The sequence below is a fragment of the Shewanella piezotolerans WP3 genome (genome assembly GCF_000014885.1).
Lineage (GTDB): Bacteria > Pseudomonadota > Gammaproteobacteria > Enterobacterales > Shewanellaceae > Shewanella > Shewanella piezotolerans.
This window is the reverse complement of the sequence record NC_011566.1, coordinates 670,678-684,656: the sequence shown is the minus strand read 5'-3', so window position 1 is coordinate 684,656 and position 13,979 is coordinate 670,678. Positions and strand designations below refer to the sequence as shown.

Annotated in this window: 15 protein-coding genes; 10 read left to right on the top strand and 5 right to left on the bottom strand. The window is 43.4% G+C overall.

Annotated elements, in window-relative coordinates; genetic code table 11:
* Positions 1 to 57 precede the first annotated feature (57 nt).
* The 8 genes from lptA (at position 58) to mgtE (ending at position 6,928) form a co-directional block, all read left to right on the top strand.
* Complete coding sequence (gene lptA, locus SWP_RS03005; RefSeq protein WP_020910878.1) at positions 58 to 606, top strand: lipopolysaccharide transport periplasmic protein LptA; 549 nt, start codon at positions 58 to 60, stop codon at positions 604 to 606.
* Positions 603 to 1,334 (top strand): LPS export ABC transporter ATP-binding protein, encoded by a 732-nt coding sequence (gene lptB, locus SWP_RS03000; protein ID WP_020910877.1) that lies wholly within the window; start codon positions 603 to 605, stop codon positions 1,332 to 1,334. The genes lptA and lptB overlap by 4 nt, the downstream gene beginning before the upstream one ends.
* Before the next feature lie 136 nt (positions 1,335 to 1,470).
* The gene (locus SWP_RS02995) at positions 1,471 to 2,982 is read left to right on the top strand and encodes an RNA polymerase factor sigma-54 (RefSeq protein ID WP_044555620.1); all 1,512 of its coding nucleotides are present in this window, start codon (positions 1,471 to 1,473) and stop codon (positions 2,980 to 2,982) included.
* A gap of 30 nt (positions 2,983 to 3,012) precedes the next feature.
* Entirely contained in the window at positions 3,013 to 3,300 is a 288-nt protein-coding gene (hpf, locus tag SWP_RS02990; protein WP_020910875.1) for a ribosome hibernation promoting factor, read from the top strand.
* A 2-nt stretch (positions 3,301 to 3,302) separates the two neighbouring features.
* Positions 3,303 to 3,746 carry a PTS IIA-like nitrogen regulatory protein PtsN gene (gene ptsN, locus SWP_RS02985; RefSeq protein ID WP_020910874.1) on the top strand — a complete coding sequence of 148 codons (444 nt, stop codon included), beginning with the start codon at positions 3,303 to 3,305 and terminating at the stop codon, positions 3,744 to 3,746.
* A gap of 567 nt (positions 3,747 to 4,313) precedes the next feature.
* Positions 4,314 to 5,168 (top strand): RNase adapter RapZ, encoded by an 855-nt coding sequence (rapZ, locus tag SWP_RS02980; protein WP_020910873.1) that lies wholly within the window; start codon positions 4,314 to 4,316, stop codon positions 5,166 to 5,168.
* Entirely contained in the window at positions 5,155 to 5,430 is a 276-nt protein-coding gene (locus SWP_RS02975) for an HPr family phosphocarrier protein (RefSeq protein ID WP_020910872.1), read from the top strand. Before rapZ ends, SWP_RS02975 begins: the two co-directional genes overlap by 14 nt.
* A gap of 133 nt (positions 5,431 to 5,563) precedes the next feature.
* A complete protein-coding gene (gene mgtE, locus SWP_RS02970; RefSeq protein ID WP_020910871.1) occupies positions 5,564 to 6,928 on the top strand; it encodes a magnesium transporter in 1,365 nt (454 codons plus the stop codon).
* Between the two features lie 71 nt (positions 6,929 to 6,999).
* Here mgtE and SWP_RS02965 read toward each other — a convergent pair whose 3' ends face one another.
* Complete coding sequence (locus SWP_RS02965; RefSeq protein ID WP_228371107.1) at positions 7,000 to 7,791, bottom strand: molybdate ABC transporter substrate-binding protein; 792 nt, start codon at positions 7,789 to 7,791, stop codon at positions 7,000 to 7,002.
* Between the two features lie 256 nt (positions 7,792 to 8,047).
* Positions 8,048 to 8,716, bottom strand: coding sequence for a YiaD family glycine zipper/OmpA-like lipoprotein (locus SWP_RS02960; protein WP_020910869.1), 669 nt, complete (start codon positions 8,714 to 8,716; stop codon positions 8,048 to 8,050).
* Between the two features lie 784 nt (positions 8,717 to 9,500).
* Between SWP_RS02960 and SWP_RS02955 the strand changes: the two genes are divergently transcribed.
* Both SWP_RS02955 and SWP_RS02950 read left to right on the top strand, forming a co-directional pair.
* Positions 9,501 to 9,734, top strand: a complete 234-nt coding sequence (locus tag SWP_RS02955) for a hypothetical protein (RefSeq protein WP_020910868.1) — start codon at positions 9,501 to 9,503, stop codon at positions 9,732 to 9,734.
* A 204-nt stretch (positions 9,735 to 9,938) separates the two neighbouring features.
* Positions 9,939 to 10,367 carry a hypothetical protein gene (locus tag SWP_RS02950; RefSeq protein ID WP_020910867.1) on the top strand — a complete coding sequence of 143 codons (429 nt, stop codon included), beginning with the start codon at positions 9,939 to 9,941 and terminating at the stop codon, positions 10,365 to 10,367.
* A gap of 52 nt (positions 10,368 to 10,419) precedes the next feature.
* On the opposite strand, the gene SWP_RS24360 is transcribed toward SWP_RS02950, so the two are convergent.
* The 3 genes from SWP_RS24360 to SWP_RS02940 form a co-directional block, all read right to left on the bottom strand.
* Positions 10,420 to 10,794, bottom strand: coding sequence for a metallophosphoesterase family protein (locus SWP_RS24360; RefSeq protein WP_228371106.1), 375 nt, complete (start codon positions 10,792 to 10,794; stop codon positions 10,420 to 10,422).
* A gap of 21 nt (positions 10,795 to 10,815) precedes the next feature.
* Entirely contained in the window at positions 10,816 to 11,784 is a 969-nt protein-coding gene (locus SWP_RS02945) for a DUF4397 domain-containing protein (protein ID WP_020910865.1), read from the bottom strand.
* 651 nt (positions 11,785 to 12,435) lie between these two features.
* Positions 12,436 to 13,956: an FG-GAP repeat domain-containing protein gene (locus SWP_RS02940; RefSeq protein ID WP_020910862.1), complete on the bottom strand. Its 1,521-nt coding sequence runs from the start codon at positions 13,954 to 13,956 to the stop codon at positions 12,436 to 12,438.
* Positions 13,957 to 13,979: the final 23 nt, after the last annotated feature.

Genomic DNA, 13,979 nt, shown 5'->3' with positions numbered 1-13,979 from the left:
AAAAAAACCAATATACTCACTCGTGCAATCACACTAAAGGCCGAGTAGAAGGAAGTTATGAAATATAATCAATCCATACTTGCAGGTCTATTGTGTCTGCTCAGCATTAGCAGCTATGCCGCTGTCGATGACCTTAAACAAGAGGTCAAAATTGCCGCTGCAAGCCAAGAAGCCGATATCAAAAACAATCAGGTTATCTTTTTTGGCCCAGTAGAGGTGACTCAAGGCTCAATTAAAATGAACGCTGATGAGTTACGTGTTTTCTCTAAAGAAGCGAACTCTGGAAAAACACTGGTTGCCACAGGCAATCCAGCAACCTATACCCAAATAATGGAAGATGGCCGCCCCGCAACAGCAAGTGCTAAAGAGATCCGTTACGAACTCGCGACCAGAACCTTAACTCTTTTAGGTGATGCGACACTCGAGCAAGAGGGTAGCCAGGTCACAGGTAATCGCATTAAGTACAATATAGGTTTACAGCAACTTATTGCTGAAAGCACCGGCGAAGGCAATGACAGAGTAATCACCATCATTCAACCAGAAGCCTACCAAGAAGAGACTCCTGAAACCCCAGCTGAACCGATAGAAAAGCAGGAGCAGCAATGATCCAAAAAACGCTTATGGCACGCAACCTAGCTAAGAGTTATAAAAACCGTGCAGTTGTTCAAGATGTGAGTTTAACGGTAAAAACCGGGCAGATCGTTGGCTTACTCGGCCCAAATGGGGCAGGAAAAACCACAACTTTCTATATGGTTGTCGGTTTAGTGCAGAGTGACAAAGGGCAAATATTTATTGATGAGGACGATCTAACCTTAGATCCTATGCATCTTCGCGCACGAAAAGGTATAGGTTACTTACCGCAAGAAGCAAGTATTTTTAGAAAGCTTTCAGTCCGCGACAACATCATGGCAGTGCTACAGACTCGCAGCGATATTGACAATGAGCAGCGTGAGGCGCAACTAGAGAGCCTGCTTGAAGAGTTTCATATCACTCACATACGTGACAGCCAAGGCATGGCACTTTCAGGTGGTGAACGCCGTCGAGTTGAAATTGCACGAGCGCTAGCTGCCAACCCAAAATTTATATTGCTTGATGAACCCTTTGCAGGTGTAGATCCAATTTCGGTCATCGACATTAAAAAAATCATTGAGCAGCTAAAAAGCCGCGGCTTAGGTGTGCTAATTACTGATCACAATGTTCGTGAAACATTAGACGTTTGTGAGCATGCATATATCGTAAGTCACGGAAATCTCATTGCTGAGGGTACGCCTGCTGAAATCTTAGACAACCAGCAGGTTAGAGCAGTGTACTTAGGTGAACAATTCAGGCTATAGTTAATCAACAACATGAGCGTTTAAAGCGCGGCACTAGTTAAGTATACTAATATAATCATAGTGTTGGCCCTTTATGCTCTCTTCGCCAAATTAACGAGCTTCAACGTTTAATTACAGTGTAGGGAATAGCGGTAAGATGAAAGCGTCACTTCAGCTCAAAATGGGTCAGCAGCTAACCATGACTCCACAGTTACAGCAGGCAATCCGCTTACTGCAACTGTCCTCTTTAGAGCTGCAGCAAGAGATCCAGCAAGCATTAGAGTCAAATCCCCTACTAGAATTAGATGAAGAGCAATCTGACAGTGAACCTGTCAGCAATGAAGATCGCACCACCAGCGAATCCGATAGCTATTCAGAATCCGATAGTGACAACGATTACAGCGCCAGCGCCGAAGTTGATCCCCAGCAAGATAGCGCTGCAGTAGAAACCTCTGATGCATTAACCCAAGATTCAATGCCAGATGATCTGCCGATGGATACCACTTGGGACGAAGTCTATACCGTTTCTTCAAATGCAAGCTCTGGCGGTATGCGCGATGACGATATGCCATTCCAAGGTGAAACCAGCGAAGGCTTATATGAGCACCTTGAGTGGCAAAAGAACTTAACACCATTTTCCGATAACGATCTTGCTATCGCCACCGCCATTATTGATGCTATTGATGAACGTGGTTACCTCACTCAAAACTGCGAAGATATTCTTGAGGCAATGGGCGACCCTGAAATTGAGGTTGATGAAGTCGAAGCCGTACTCAAGCGCGTGCAGCATTTTGACCCCATTGGCGTTGCCGCTCGCGACTTAAGCGAGTGTCTATTGATCCAACTGGCCCAATATGCCGCTACCACACCGCATATTGACCATGCCCGCCTACTCATCAAAGACTACTTAGATTTGATTGCAGGACGCGACTTTAGACAGTTAATGCGTAAAACTAAGCTTAAAGAAGATGAACTACGTGAAGCCATTAGCCTGATCCAAACTCTCAACCCAAGACCAGGGTTAGCAGTCACTCGCAGCAAAGATGAATACGTTATTCCCGATGTATCAGTGGCCAAAAAGAAAGGTCGCTGGGTGGTTGAGCTAAACCCAGATTACATGCCTAAAATTAATGTTAATCAGCACTATGCTTCAATGGCTCGCAGCACTAAAAGCCAAGCCGATGGCCAGTTCATCCGTGGTCATTTGCAGGAAGCTAAGTGGTTTATTAAAAGTTTAGAAAGCCGTAATGAAACTTTACTAAAGGTCAGTAACTGCATTGTAAAATTCCAGCAAGGCTTCTTTGAGTATGGCGATGAAGCCATGAAACCAATGGTTTTGAATGATATCGCAGAAGCCGTTGAGATGCATGAATCCACCATATCAAGGGTTACCACTCAAAAGTATATGCATACCCCCAGAGGTATTTTCGAATTAAAGTATTTCTTCTCTAGTCATGTCGGAACCGACGACGGTGGAGAGTGCTCATCAACAGCTATTAGAGCGTTTATTAAGAAGTTAGTCGCAGCTGAAAACCAAAAGAAACCATTAAGCGATAGCAAAATGGCGCAACTTTTGGCAGAACAAGGGATAAAAGTTGCTCGTCGTACTATCGCGAAATATCGTGAAGCAATGCTGATCCCGCCCTCAAACCAACGTAAGAGTTTATAACTCAAAATTAGGCACTTGGAGGAATTTTCTATGCAAATTAACCTTACTGGACATCACATCGAAATCACCGCATCATTGCGTGGCTATGTAGAAGAAAAGTTTACAAAGCTTGAACGTCATTTCGATCAGATCAATAATGTCCACGTCATTTTGAATGTAGAAAAAATGCAGCAGATTGCCGAAGCCAGAATTCACCTTAAAAAAGGTGAAGTTTTTGCTACTTCGGAACATGCGGACATGTACGCCGCAATCGACTCCCTGATCGATAAATTAGATCGTCAGGTTATTAAACACAAAGAGAAGCTGACCAAACATTAACGATGGAACTATGTACCATCCTGCAGCCGGAGTGCACCACCTGTGCCACTCCGGGCAGTAAGAAAAAAGTACTGGAACTAATCAGCGACATTGCCGCTGTCCAGTACCCTACTCTATCTTCACAAGAGATATTCGAGAGCCTTTTGGCACGCGAAAAAATGGGTAGCACAGGTATAGGCAACGGTATCGCAATCCCGCATGGGCGATTGACCAATATTGACCATCCATTGGGCATATTAATCAAATGCGAAACACCGATCTCTTTTGACTCGATAGATAAACAGCCGGTCGATATATTGTTTGCACTTTTGGTTCCAGCAGAGCAATGTGAGCAACACTTAGCCACCTTGTCTTCAATGGCTGAAAAGCTTAACGATAAAGCTATCGTTAAGCAGTTGAGAAAAAGCACCAGTGAATCAGAGCTGTACGATTTGATCACTCAATAGCTAATGACTCAGGTCCTTAAGTAACCTTATGTAATACAAATAGGTTATTTAAAGACCTTAGTATTTATGACAGCAATATTATTTATTATCTCCTTCTTGCCTAAGCTCTTGCTTTCACCAATAAAAAAGTTAATCTATACCCTTGTACATCTTGTAAACATATATAATACCAATCTGTATAAAGATTTGATCGCTCAGCGAGAGTTTAGCGGCTTGAGGTTAGGTCATTAAATGCTCCTGCATTAAAGACCTCCACCGTATCTGAGCTCCAAGGGTGGTGGGAATACCTTAAGCATGTCAGGAACATGCTTGGCCATGTGGTTTGCAATGAATGAAGAGCATAGTGAGAATAGGTTCAAGTTCATTAACGCAGCATCAGAACCGCTATGACTCGCCTGTAAGGAGTGTTTTGACTTGCGACTTCTGCATTGAGTAAACTCATAAGGGAATAACCATTATGTCATTTATTCGCCTTGAACTAGTTCGTAATAAACACTCTGAGTAGATCAACTTCTTATACTGATTGGTATAAAACACTCACTCTAACTTCTATCAGGTAGTCAAAAGATGAAACTCGTTCTTGTCTCTGGTCGTTCAGGCTCTGGTAAATCCGTTCTTCTAAGGATGTTAGAAGATCTCGGCTATTATTGTGTCGATAATCTTCCGTTACCTATGATGGGAACGCTGTTAGAGCAGCTAACGGGTAATTCAGAGCTCGTAGCAATTAGTGTCGATATTCGCAATATGCCAGAAAAAGACACAGAGCTGGAAAAGCACCTAACGAATTTGCCCAAAGGTGTCGAGCTACTCAGTTTCTTCCTAAACTCAAGCGATGAAGTATTGCTTAAACGCTATAACGAAACCCGACGACTTCATCCACTGTCTCATTCGAATATTTCGTTAAAAGAAGCCATTCAGCTTGAAGGCCGTCAGCTAGAGCCATTAGCAAAAATAGTCGACCACTATATCGATACTTCAAACCTCAACATTTACGATCTTAACGATCAAGTTCGTGAAATTTTGTTGGGTAATATTGATAAAGAGCTAATGATCAAGTTTGAGTCTTTTGGATTTAAACATGGTATGCCTACCGAAGCCGACTTTATGTTCGATGTTAGATTTCTACCTAACCCTCACTGGGAGCCAGAACTAAGGCCAATGACAGGGCTTGATAAGCCGGTGCAGGACTTTCTCAATCAACGCCCATTGGTGAATAAATTTATCTGGCAGATAGAAAATTTACTGCGTACATGGCTGCCAGACTTAGAGCGTAATAATCGCAGTTATTTGACCATTGCTATTGGTTGTACCGGAGGCCAACATCGCTCTGTGTATGTAACCGAAAGGCTTGCTGAACACTTTAAAGATGGACGGCATAAAGTGACGACTAGTCACCGCGAGTTAAAAAATGCCAAAGATTGAACGACAAGTTACCATATGCAATAAGCTTGGGCTTCATGCCCGAGCCGCAACTAAACTTGTGGTGTTAGCTTCTGAATTTGATGCTGAAATCACAATAATCCAAGGCGAAAAACAAGCATCAGCTATAAGTGTACTAGGCTTACTAATGTTGGAGACTGGAATGGGCAAATCCATAAAGCTAGTTGCCACAGGAGCAGATGCAGAGCTAGCGTTAGAGGCTATATGCCATTTAATCAATGCCAAATTTGACGAAGACAGTTAGCCCTATTTTCCTGTAAAATTTATCCTTTTATACCTCTGACACCAATCCAATTAATTCAGTGAGCTATTTCTTGAGCCGATTGGTATTACTTACGTTATTATATGCGCCTTTTATACGAGCCTGAGAGGGATCCATGCCGATTGAAGTCTTAGATAATGAAACAACAGATCAACGCCTCAATCAGCTGAATAAAGCATTAGGCAGCGGGATGTTCGTCCATGTCCGCAATATGCTGCAAGATATGGCAGCCACAGATATCGCCTTTATCCTCGAATCTTCGCCACCTCGAACACGTCAAGTCCTCTGGCAATTGATTGACCAAGAGCATACCGGTGAAATTCTTGATGAGCTAGGCGAAGAACTCAAAGATAGCCTGATTAGTCAAATGAGTCCTGAGCGAGTTGCTAAAGCCGCCAAAAGCATGGACACCGATGACTTAGCCTATATTTTGAGAAGCTTACCTGACAGTGTCTTTAATGAGGTGCTGCAGTCGATGAGTACTCAAGATAGGGTGAGAGTTGAGCAAGCACTCTCCTACCCTGAAGATACCGCCGGCAGTATTATGAATACCGATACGGTGACCTTAAGGCCTGACGTCAATATCGATGTGATACTTCGCTATTTGAGAATTCGCGGCGAACTACCTGACGCAACCGATATGCTGTATGTGGTCGATAAGCATGACCGTGTACTGGGTGGTGTCCGTATTGCCGATCTACTGACTTGTAATCCAGATTCCTCCATTAGGGATATTATGGCAGCCGATGTGGAGCCCATTCCCGTAGGCATGTCAGACAGCGAGGTCGCACAGCTGTTCGAACGTCATGACTGGATGTCAGCCCCGGTCATTGATGATGACAACAAACTGCTTGGCCGTATTACCATCGATGACGTGGTTGATGTTATCCGTGAAGATGCAGAACACTCAATGATGGGTATGGCGGGTATGGATGACGATACCGATACCTTTGGCCCGGTGCTGAAAAGTACTTTTCGCCGCTCATTGTGGTTAACGGTTAATTTATTTGCCGCATTACTCGCCGCTTCTGTCAGCAACATGTTTGAGGGAACCTTGGAGCAGTTCGCCACCATCGCTATTTTGATGACCATTGTCCCCAGCATGGGTGGTGTAGCAGGTAACCAAACCCTAGCTCTGGTTATTCGTGGTATTGCCTTGGGTCAAATTGGTCAAAGTAACTCTAGATGGCTTATCGGTAAAGAACTCGCCATTGGCTTCCTCAATGGCATACTGTGGTCAGTTCTAGTTTTTGCCGCCGTTTGGGCATGGAAAGGCGATATCACGCTAGGAGCAACTATTGGTGGCGCTATGTTGATTAATATGACGGTAGCAGGGCTTGCTGGTGCCAGTATTCCACTTATCCTCAAAAGGATGAAAATCGACCCTGCACTCGCTGGCGGTATGGTTTTAACGACAGTGACCGATGTGATTGGCTTGTTTGCTTTCTTAGGCCTAGCCACCGTGTTCTTATTAAATTAACAGGCTTAGCTGACACATAGAAAATGCCGCCTTGATAGGCGGCATTTTTGTCAGGTTATAGCTATCAGAAGCTAAAGCTTTAACGGCGCACTAAAACCATAGTCAGCTAAAATAGACTGGCCTTTTTCAGATAGTACAAACATCGCTAGCTTCCAAGCATCTGGTTTGGCAGCCTTTAATACGACTAAGCCATAATTTGCCCCCACAGCCAGCTCATTAGGCAACTGCACCACCTTAAGATTGGGCACCTCTTTTTGCGCCAACACTGCATTAGTGCAGTAAGTTAAGAAGATATCAGCGCGATTGTTCTCCATCACCCAACCATAAGTGTTACGTCCCATAGGTGCTTTTTTACTGCTCTCGCCACCAGTGAGTTGCAACGCTTTAGTTTGTAGTCGAACTTGTGCACCAGCACTTAACCCATCCGCTTTCGCAAACACCTTCCATGCATAATCACCTGAAGGATCAGCTTTGGGCGTAGATGTACCTAGCCTTATATCGCTACTAAGCATCTTCTGAAGTAAATTTTCGCTATTGAGATCAACATCTGCCTGCGCAATGGCGCACATCTGATTTTGAGCAAACATCACCACGCTTTCAGCCAGTTCATTTCGCTTTAACGTTTGCGGGTGCTTAATATTGGCTGAAGCTAAAACATCGACAACCTCACCAGCCTCAATCCGCTTTCTCAGCAGGCCTGAAGGTGCAAAATCACTATTAACCGCTTGCCCTGATTCTAGCTGGTACGCGGTAACAATATCTGTCATAGCATTTTTCAGACTACCGGCAGCACGCATCTCAATAGGCGCTGCGGTGACGGTAAGAGGGAAGATTAATAGTGTAGCTGCGCTCCATTTTTTCATGTTTGATTCCATAAGTAACTTTGACGCGATAATAAACAAAGCGAATAGAAAAGCAGATCAAAGAACATTTTGCGGTCAAAAACAATCCGCAATCTCCCAGCGGCCAACTCTATATTCAAACACTTGAAAGCGATCACTCGAAAACCTAAGCCATGAGACAAATAGTCGCATTGAAATCGCTAATTTTAACCAATAAAAAAGCCACCTAATCGGTGGCTTATTCTGTAAATAACGCTGATAGTTATCAGTACTAAGACTAACTTAACGGACTAAGAATAATCTCAACTCGGCGGTTTTCAGCTCTACCCGCTTTGGTCTCGTTACTTGCAACAGGTCGATCTTCACCAACACCATGAGAAACCACTCTGGCTGACGGCACTTTACGGCTCATCAAGTAGCTTGCCACTTCGCTGGCTCTCACCTGTGATAGTCTCATATTGTATGAGGCTGCACCTGAACTATCGGTATGACCCATCACATTGAGTTTGGTCTCATCATACTCTAATGCAACTAAGGCAACGCTGTTTAGCACTTGCTTTGCTCGTTGACTAAGATCGGTTTGATCCACGCCGAAAGTCACATCGTTTGGCATATTCAAAATAATGGTATCACCGCTACGAGTCACACTCACACCCGACGATTGCAGCTGCTTACGCAGCTCAGCTTCCTGCACATCCATGTAGTAGCCAATGCCACCACCAAGCGCAGCGCCAGATGCAGCGCCAATTAACGCACCTTTACCTCTATCACTTTTGCTTGATGAAGCGACACCTATCGCAGCCCCCGCTAATGCGCCAATCAAAGCCCCATTAGTGGCTTTAGCATTTTGGGATTCATTACTATATGGATTGGTTGTCTGACAACCTGAAACAAACACTGCTGCAACAATACAGCTAGCGATTGCACTACTGTGCTTAATACTCATAAACATTACTCCTAACTGTCTTCATGCTAATAAAGACGACAACATATCGAGTGAATTCGTTAGCAGTATATAAGCAGCAGGTGAATAGACAATGCCCAATGTGACAAGCGCTTTAAAAACGTACAACTCTCTGGTTATCCCGCTCTGCACCACAATCAAGCAAGCTTGCACCATCTTGTAACTTCAATCACAGCTCCACTTCAACTCTCAAATTGAAGCGGGGAAATAACGCATTGTTTTAATATAGAATAACCCTATTATTTGAATTTGGCACAAAACAAGCATAGCTACAAAGCAGTATATATACCCATCCGACCTGAAAATGCAGGATTCAGTGGGAGTTTAATGGGCTTTAGTCACAGGTTCATTGCTTCATACTGCACCTAAGCACCTACATTTATGTCGGCGAGGCATTGATTGCAGCTAATGGTCGCTCCCTTGGTAAAATCAATAACACAGAGTAAAGCCCATGCTTTTTATATAAAAACGCCCATCGAAGAAGGGGTTGTGCAAGCCCACTTCGTTGTTGCGGCAACTAAAAAGGGAATAACCATTTCCACGTTAACGCACCTAGCATTGAACTAGCACAACACCTCTGAAACGAGCATTTTCAAGTGGGATGGATATATGAGCGCTATAGAAAGTGTAAATGCAGAATAAAATGACTGAGAAAATTATCAGAAAACCAGCAAGAATTTGCCACGTTAATTAAACATCTAAGCTTCATCCTGTGGAGTGTAGAGCGCTCAACAGCCCGCTTGTTAGCAATATAAAGAGGTAATCAATGACACCAATAAAACATGAACTCAGCCTCAGGATTATCGACGAAGTTAAAAATAATCGCAGATTATTGTCTGACGTTGCTAGGCAGTACGGCTTACCAACAAAAGCGGTTTATCAACTTGTAAGTCGAAGTGAACAGCCTGAAAGCCGCTTTAAGATATTAAAGTTAGAGATTGAGCAGCTGCGTAACCGCATTAGCAAACTCTCGAATGAGGTTTGTCGGATCTGTCGTTAACCGTCCTTACCGCAGAGGTCAAGCATAGCGTTCCGCCCCAACGGCATGACAAACTATCGTCATAACAATAATAACTCAGCCGCTAATTTCGCTTTTACCCCTGCACACTTTTCCTTTATTAATCACTCCCGCGTCACAGAAAGCCTGCAATAAATTCAGTTACGCTGTTACACTTAATTACATATTCCTCCAGAGGTAACCGCAATGGGGACTGACTTTACAAATCCAGTAATCAAGACAACTCTAATATCAATAGCTGTGGTTTTCATGCTTTCAGGCTGCGTTAGCCAACATGATTTGATGGTTGAGAAAGGTTTTCCACTTCCCTATGCCGACGGTTTTGATGACGGTTGTCATAGCGGTAACAAAGCTGGCGGTAGCTCATTCGACGAATTCAAGAAAGATGTCAATCGCTTTAATAATGACAAGCAATATGCCCAAGGTTGGTCAGATGGCTTTAGACAATGCGAAACAGAACAAGAAGCTGCACAGCGTCAAACTAGAATGCTCATCGAGCAACAGCAGTTGCAAGAACAGAAAAAAGCCAACGATATAAACCAGCAACGAGCACTAGAGCGAGAAGTGATGAAAGGCATCGATACTGACGCCCTTAAAAGCTTAGAAAAGCAATAGCCAAACAAATAAGGCGCTAGATTTGCAGTAAGTCTAGCGCCTCACTGAATGATTAAAAAGTGCTGATGAGGTACCCTAACGGTTGAGAATCATCCTTGTGTAACACCATGGTGTGGTTACCCGCACTATCAAACGATATTGGTTCTGATTGATAGAGCAAAGTCAGCGTTTCATTGTCATCTTCAAAAACGACATTTATCTCATATTCTCCCGATGCGATACTAAGCGTCTCCAGTTCAGTGAACTCAACATAGCTAAGTTTATATTCAGCAGACTCAATAGTTTCTGTGGGTTTAACGAAATAGACATCAAGCGCCTCATAATCAAAAACCAAATTTGCTAAATCAATCTGGTGGGTAAAAGCACGAGGACGATGATCATGAGTCAATGTCATCCCCTTGGTCACGCCAGCTGTATCTTGATACACCAATATCGTCTTGCTTTCATCTTAGTTAAAAGTCACCAATAGATTGTTCGCCAGTATTTCATTGGCACTATTATCAATAATCGTCACACCATAATCACTGTAGCCAATAGCGGTAAACTCACTTAGCTCATACTGCTCAAGATCATACAAATGTTGTGTCTCTTGGTTGCTCGACATAGTGATATCAATTTCTTCGGCATTAATCAGTGCATTGAAAACACGATACTCAGCATTAGCATCAATATTGGCATATTGGGTCGGACTACCAGTTGAATCAACGGCATCAATAGTGAGCTTAGGCATTCCAGGGCCATAACTGTTACGGATCACAAACTTATAAACAGTATTAGACGATAGATCCAACGTTGCCGTTGTATAAATAGGCACACTTGCCCCTGTCTCAGCCAGATAAAGCACATACTCGCCAGTATCAAACATCACTTCACCGGAATTGCTTTTATAGCTAAGCGAGTCCAACATAGCGGCAGCGTTAAAATCTTCCCCCTCTTTAGCAAAGTAAACATCATAAGTGGCTTCACCTACTGCAGCATGAGCCACCAAGACTTGCATTTTGCTGTAGTCATCACTGTCATCATCATTCAACTCGTCCATCTCTGTGCGGTCATACTGAATGTCTAATAACTCTGGTTCACTATAGTCCCCCGTCAAAACAAAGAAATGCTCATCACCATTCGCAAGCGACAAACTTGAAGTGTAAAGCGATATTTCATCACCAAGTTCATCACTGCCAACGACTTCCATTTCAACCGTTCCAGTACCGTAAACATAGCGCGGTTGAGAATCTGCGTAATCAATTGCGGTATATTGATAACCGTCTAAAACTAAGGCCGTTGCCGTACTATTGGGTGATGCATTGTAATATTGTACGTATGCTTCGCTGCTTGAATCGCTTTCATCATCTGAGCTACAAGCCGCAACAGTAGCCACTGCTAATAAGAGACAACTAATATTCCGTGGTGTTAAATTCATTTATTTTCCTTAACCAATTAATGACAAACTCATTACCTATGACCAATGATTTACGTCAAGAACTGTCAGCAACTGCAATGTAAGGAAAGGCTATATATAGCTTTGTAAATTAGGGGCTATCGCTCCTTCGAGCTTAGTTTTTGTTCGATTCTTTAGCGTAAGGAATAATGCGTTTAGCACAAGGCTTGAGCGATGATGCTTAGCGAGCTAAGTGAAAAGCTTATAACGCAAAACGACCCCCGAAGGGCCGCGCTTCTTGGCTATTTTTACTGCGTTATAAGCAGAATGACTAAACCTCATAACCTCGGCCTTGTTGAAATAGCCAATAAACTGCGGCAAAAACAACCTTGAAAGATTAATAGCCCCTATAGTTATTTTTGTATTTGCGCGAATAAAGGCATGGATGTCGCGGTAAAGTATGTGACTAAAGCGTAAGAGAGGATGCTTGTGACAACCCCTAATATACCCGTTCTACTTGAAGATGCAGGATTCAGTGGGAATTTAATGGGTTTTAATCACAGGTTCATTGCTCCATGCTGAACCTAAGCACCTACATCCATGTAGGCGAGGCATTGATTGCGAATAATGGTCGCTCCCTTAGTAAAATCAAAAACACAGAGTAAAGTCCATGCTTTTTATATAAGCCTTGCCTTAGCTGGCGAAAAAGACCCTAAACTGATTAGCGAGGGCTTTATCATCTTGTTTGCCGTATTTAATCAAGATGTCCTCTTTACCATCACCATTTAAGTCATCACTTTGCAGCATGCCACCATCAACAGGTAGTTTTAAATCGTGCTTTTCAGCATTGTGACCAAAAAGACTATCGCCAGCAGCGCCGAAATAGATCTTTAGCGTGTCTTCATCATCTGACAAGATTAGATCTTTTAGGCCATCGCCATTAAGATCCGCCAGCTTGACCACAGGACTGCCACTTTGTCCTGAACTCAAACTAAAATTAAGCTCAACCTCTTTACTCACATTAGACTCTTCCGCAAAACGTCCTTGATCATCCATTTTAAACAGGTGCACATCTTGATCGATACTGCCTGATAGCAGAGCACCGATGATCTGTGATACTCCGATATCAAACCCAGCGACCATCACCTCGACTTTATCGTCACTATCAATATCAATAAACTGTAATCCAGTTAAGGTTCCCTCAGCTTTAACAACGCTATTGGCTACTTTTGGGAACACTAGCTTGCCCTTTTGATTCTCGCCGAGATAAACCTCGTAATCGTTCGCCCTATCGAATACGCCAGAACTTTTGGTATAGCGCACCACAAGATCGGTAATACCATCGTTGTTGATGTCCTTAAGCTCTTCCACTTTACGATACACCAGCTCACTCTGGTCAAGCTGCTCACCATAAGCATCACGCTTATTCCACCAGTCAATACCGCTGATCGGTTGTCTAACAGATACATACTCAGCAATTGGGTTAAATAGCCTGTCTTCTGTTTGGCTATACAGCTCTAACTCACCCTCACCAATTTTAACAATATCAACTAAACCGTCCAAGTTAATGTCAGTAACATAGAGCTTAGACTGCGTGTAGGTAGCACCATCTTCAAATAATCGAGATTGCGGCTTTATCGGCAGCAGTTGCTGCTTAAACTCGCCGTTATCTGCAATTAATAGCTGCACCTGATTAAAGTCGTGGATCAAAATATCGTCTTCACCATCTCCATTAAGATCCGCAATAAACTCTCCCTCACTGAGGTAGTCTGGGCGCGATTTAAAGGATAATGAGTCAACCTTCGCGATGGCAGTAAGCTCAGCCCCTCGGCGATCAGATAATGGATTAAAAACATGCAGCTGGTCTTGCGATAAAAAGTAAAGTTGTTGACTCTTGCCCTTTTGATATTCAGTGATATCAAAAGTGTGTAGAGCTTGCGGTAATGCCAGCTTCATTGCCAGCTTGTATTGCCCCTCTTCTAAACCATATACAGCCATCCAGCGCTGACTTAAACCATCAACGCCAAAAGCGACCAGTTCTTTACCTGCACTGGGCAACAGATCTGCTGCCACGATCGGGTGGGTCAGATTAAAAGGCGCATTTAATGTTGTTTCCGTCAGCGTCAATTTAGGTGTTGATTTAGCCTCTGCGGGTGAGACGACCGCAGTAACGAGCGCCAAACTCACTCCTAAGCCTTTTAAAACCGATTCCATGTTGTTCTACTCCATTAGCTATC

Excerpts from the sequence above, each read along its gene's own strand:
- SWP_RS02995 (WP_044555620.1), top strand. The coding sequence starts at position 1,471 with ATGAAAGCGTCACTTCAGCTCAAAATGGGTCAGCAGCTAACCATGACT.
- rapZ (WP_020910873.1), top strand. The coding sequence starts at position 4,314 with ATGAAACTCGTTCTTGTCTCTGGTCGTTCAGGCTCTGGTAAATCCGTT.
- mgtE (WP_020910871.1), top strand. The coding sequence starts at position 5,564 with ATGCCGATTGAAGTCTTAGATAATGAAACAACAGATCAACGCCTCAAT.
- hpf (WP_020910875.1), top strand. The coding sequence starts at position 3,013 with ATGCAAATTAACCTTACTGGACATCACATCGAAATCACCGCATCATTG.
- SWP_RS02940 (WP_020910862.1), bottom strand. The coding sequence starts at position 13,956 with ATGGAATCGGTTTTAAAAGGCTTAGGAGTGAGTTTGGCGCTCGTTACT.
- SWP_RS02945 (WP_020910865.1), bottom strand. The coding sequence starts at position 11,784 with ATGAATTTAACACCACGGAATATTAGTTGTCTCTTATTAGCAGTGGCT.
- lptA (WP_020910878.1), top strand. The coding sequence starts at position 58 with ATGAAATATAATCAATCCATACTTGCAGGTCTATTGTGTCTGCTCAGC.
- SWP_RS02960 (WP_020910869.1), bottom strand. The coding sequence starts at position 8,716 with ATGAGTATTAAGCACAGTAGTGCAATCGCTAGCTGTATTGTTGCAGCA.
- lptB (WP_020910877.1), top strand. The coding sequence starts at position 603 with ATGATCCAAAAAACGCTTATGGCACGCAACCTAGCTAAGAGTTATAAA.
- ptsN (WP_020910874.1), top strand. The coding sequence starts at position 3,303 with ATGGAACTATGTACCATCCTGCAGCCGGAGTGCACCACCTGTGCCACT.
- SWP_RS02975 (WP_020910872.1), top strand. The coding sequence starts at position 5,155 with ATGCCAAAGATTGAACGACAAGTTACCATATGCAATAAGCTTGGGCTT.
- SWP_RS02950 (WP_020910867.1), top strand. The coding sequence starts at position 9,939 with ATGGGGACTGACTTTACAAATCCAGTAATCAAGACAACTCTAATATCA.
- SWP_RS02955 (WP_020910868.1), top strand. The coding sequence starts at position 9,501 with ATGACACCAATAAAACATGAACTCAGCCTCAGGATTATCGACGAAGTT.
- SWP_RS02965 (WP_228371107.1), bottom strand. The coding sequence starts at position 7,791 with ATGAAAAAATGGAGCGCAGCTACACTATTAATCTTCCCTCTTACCGTC.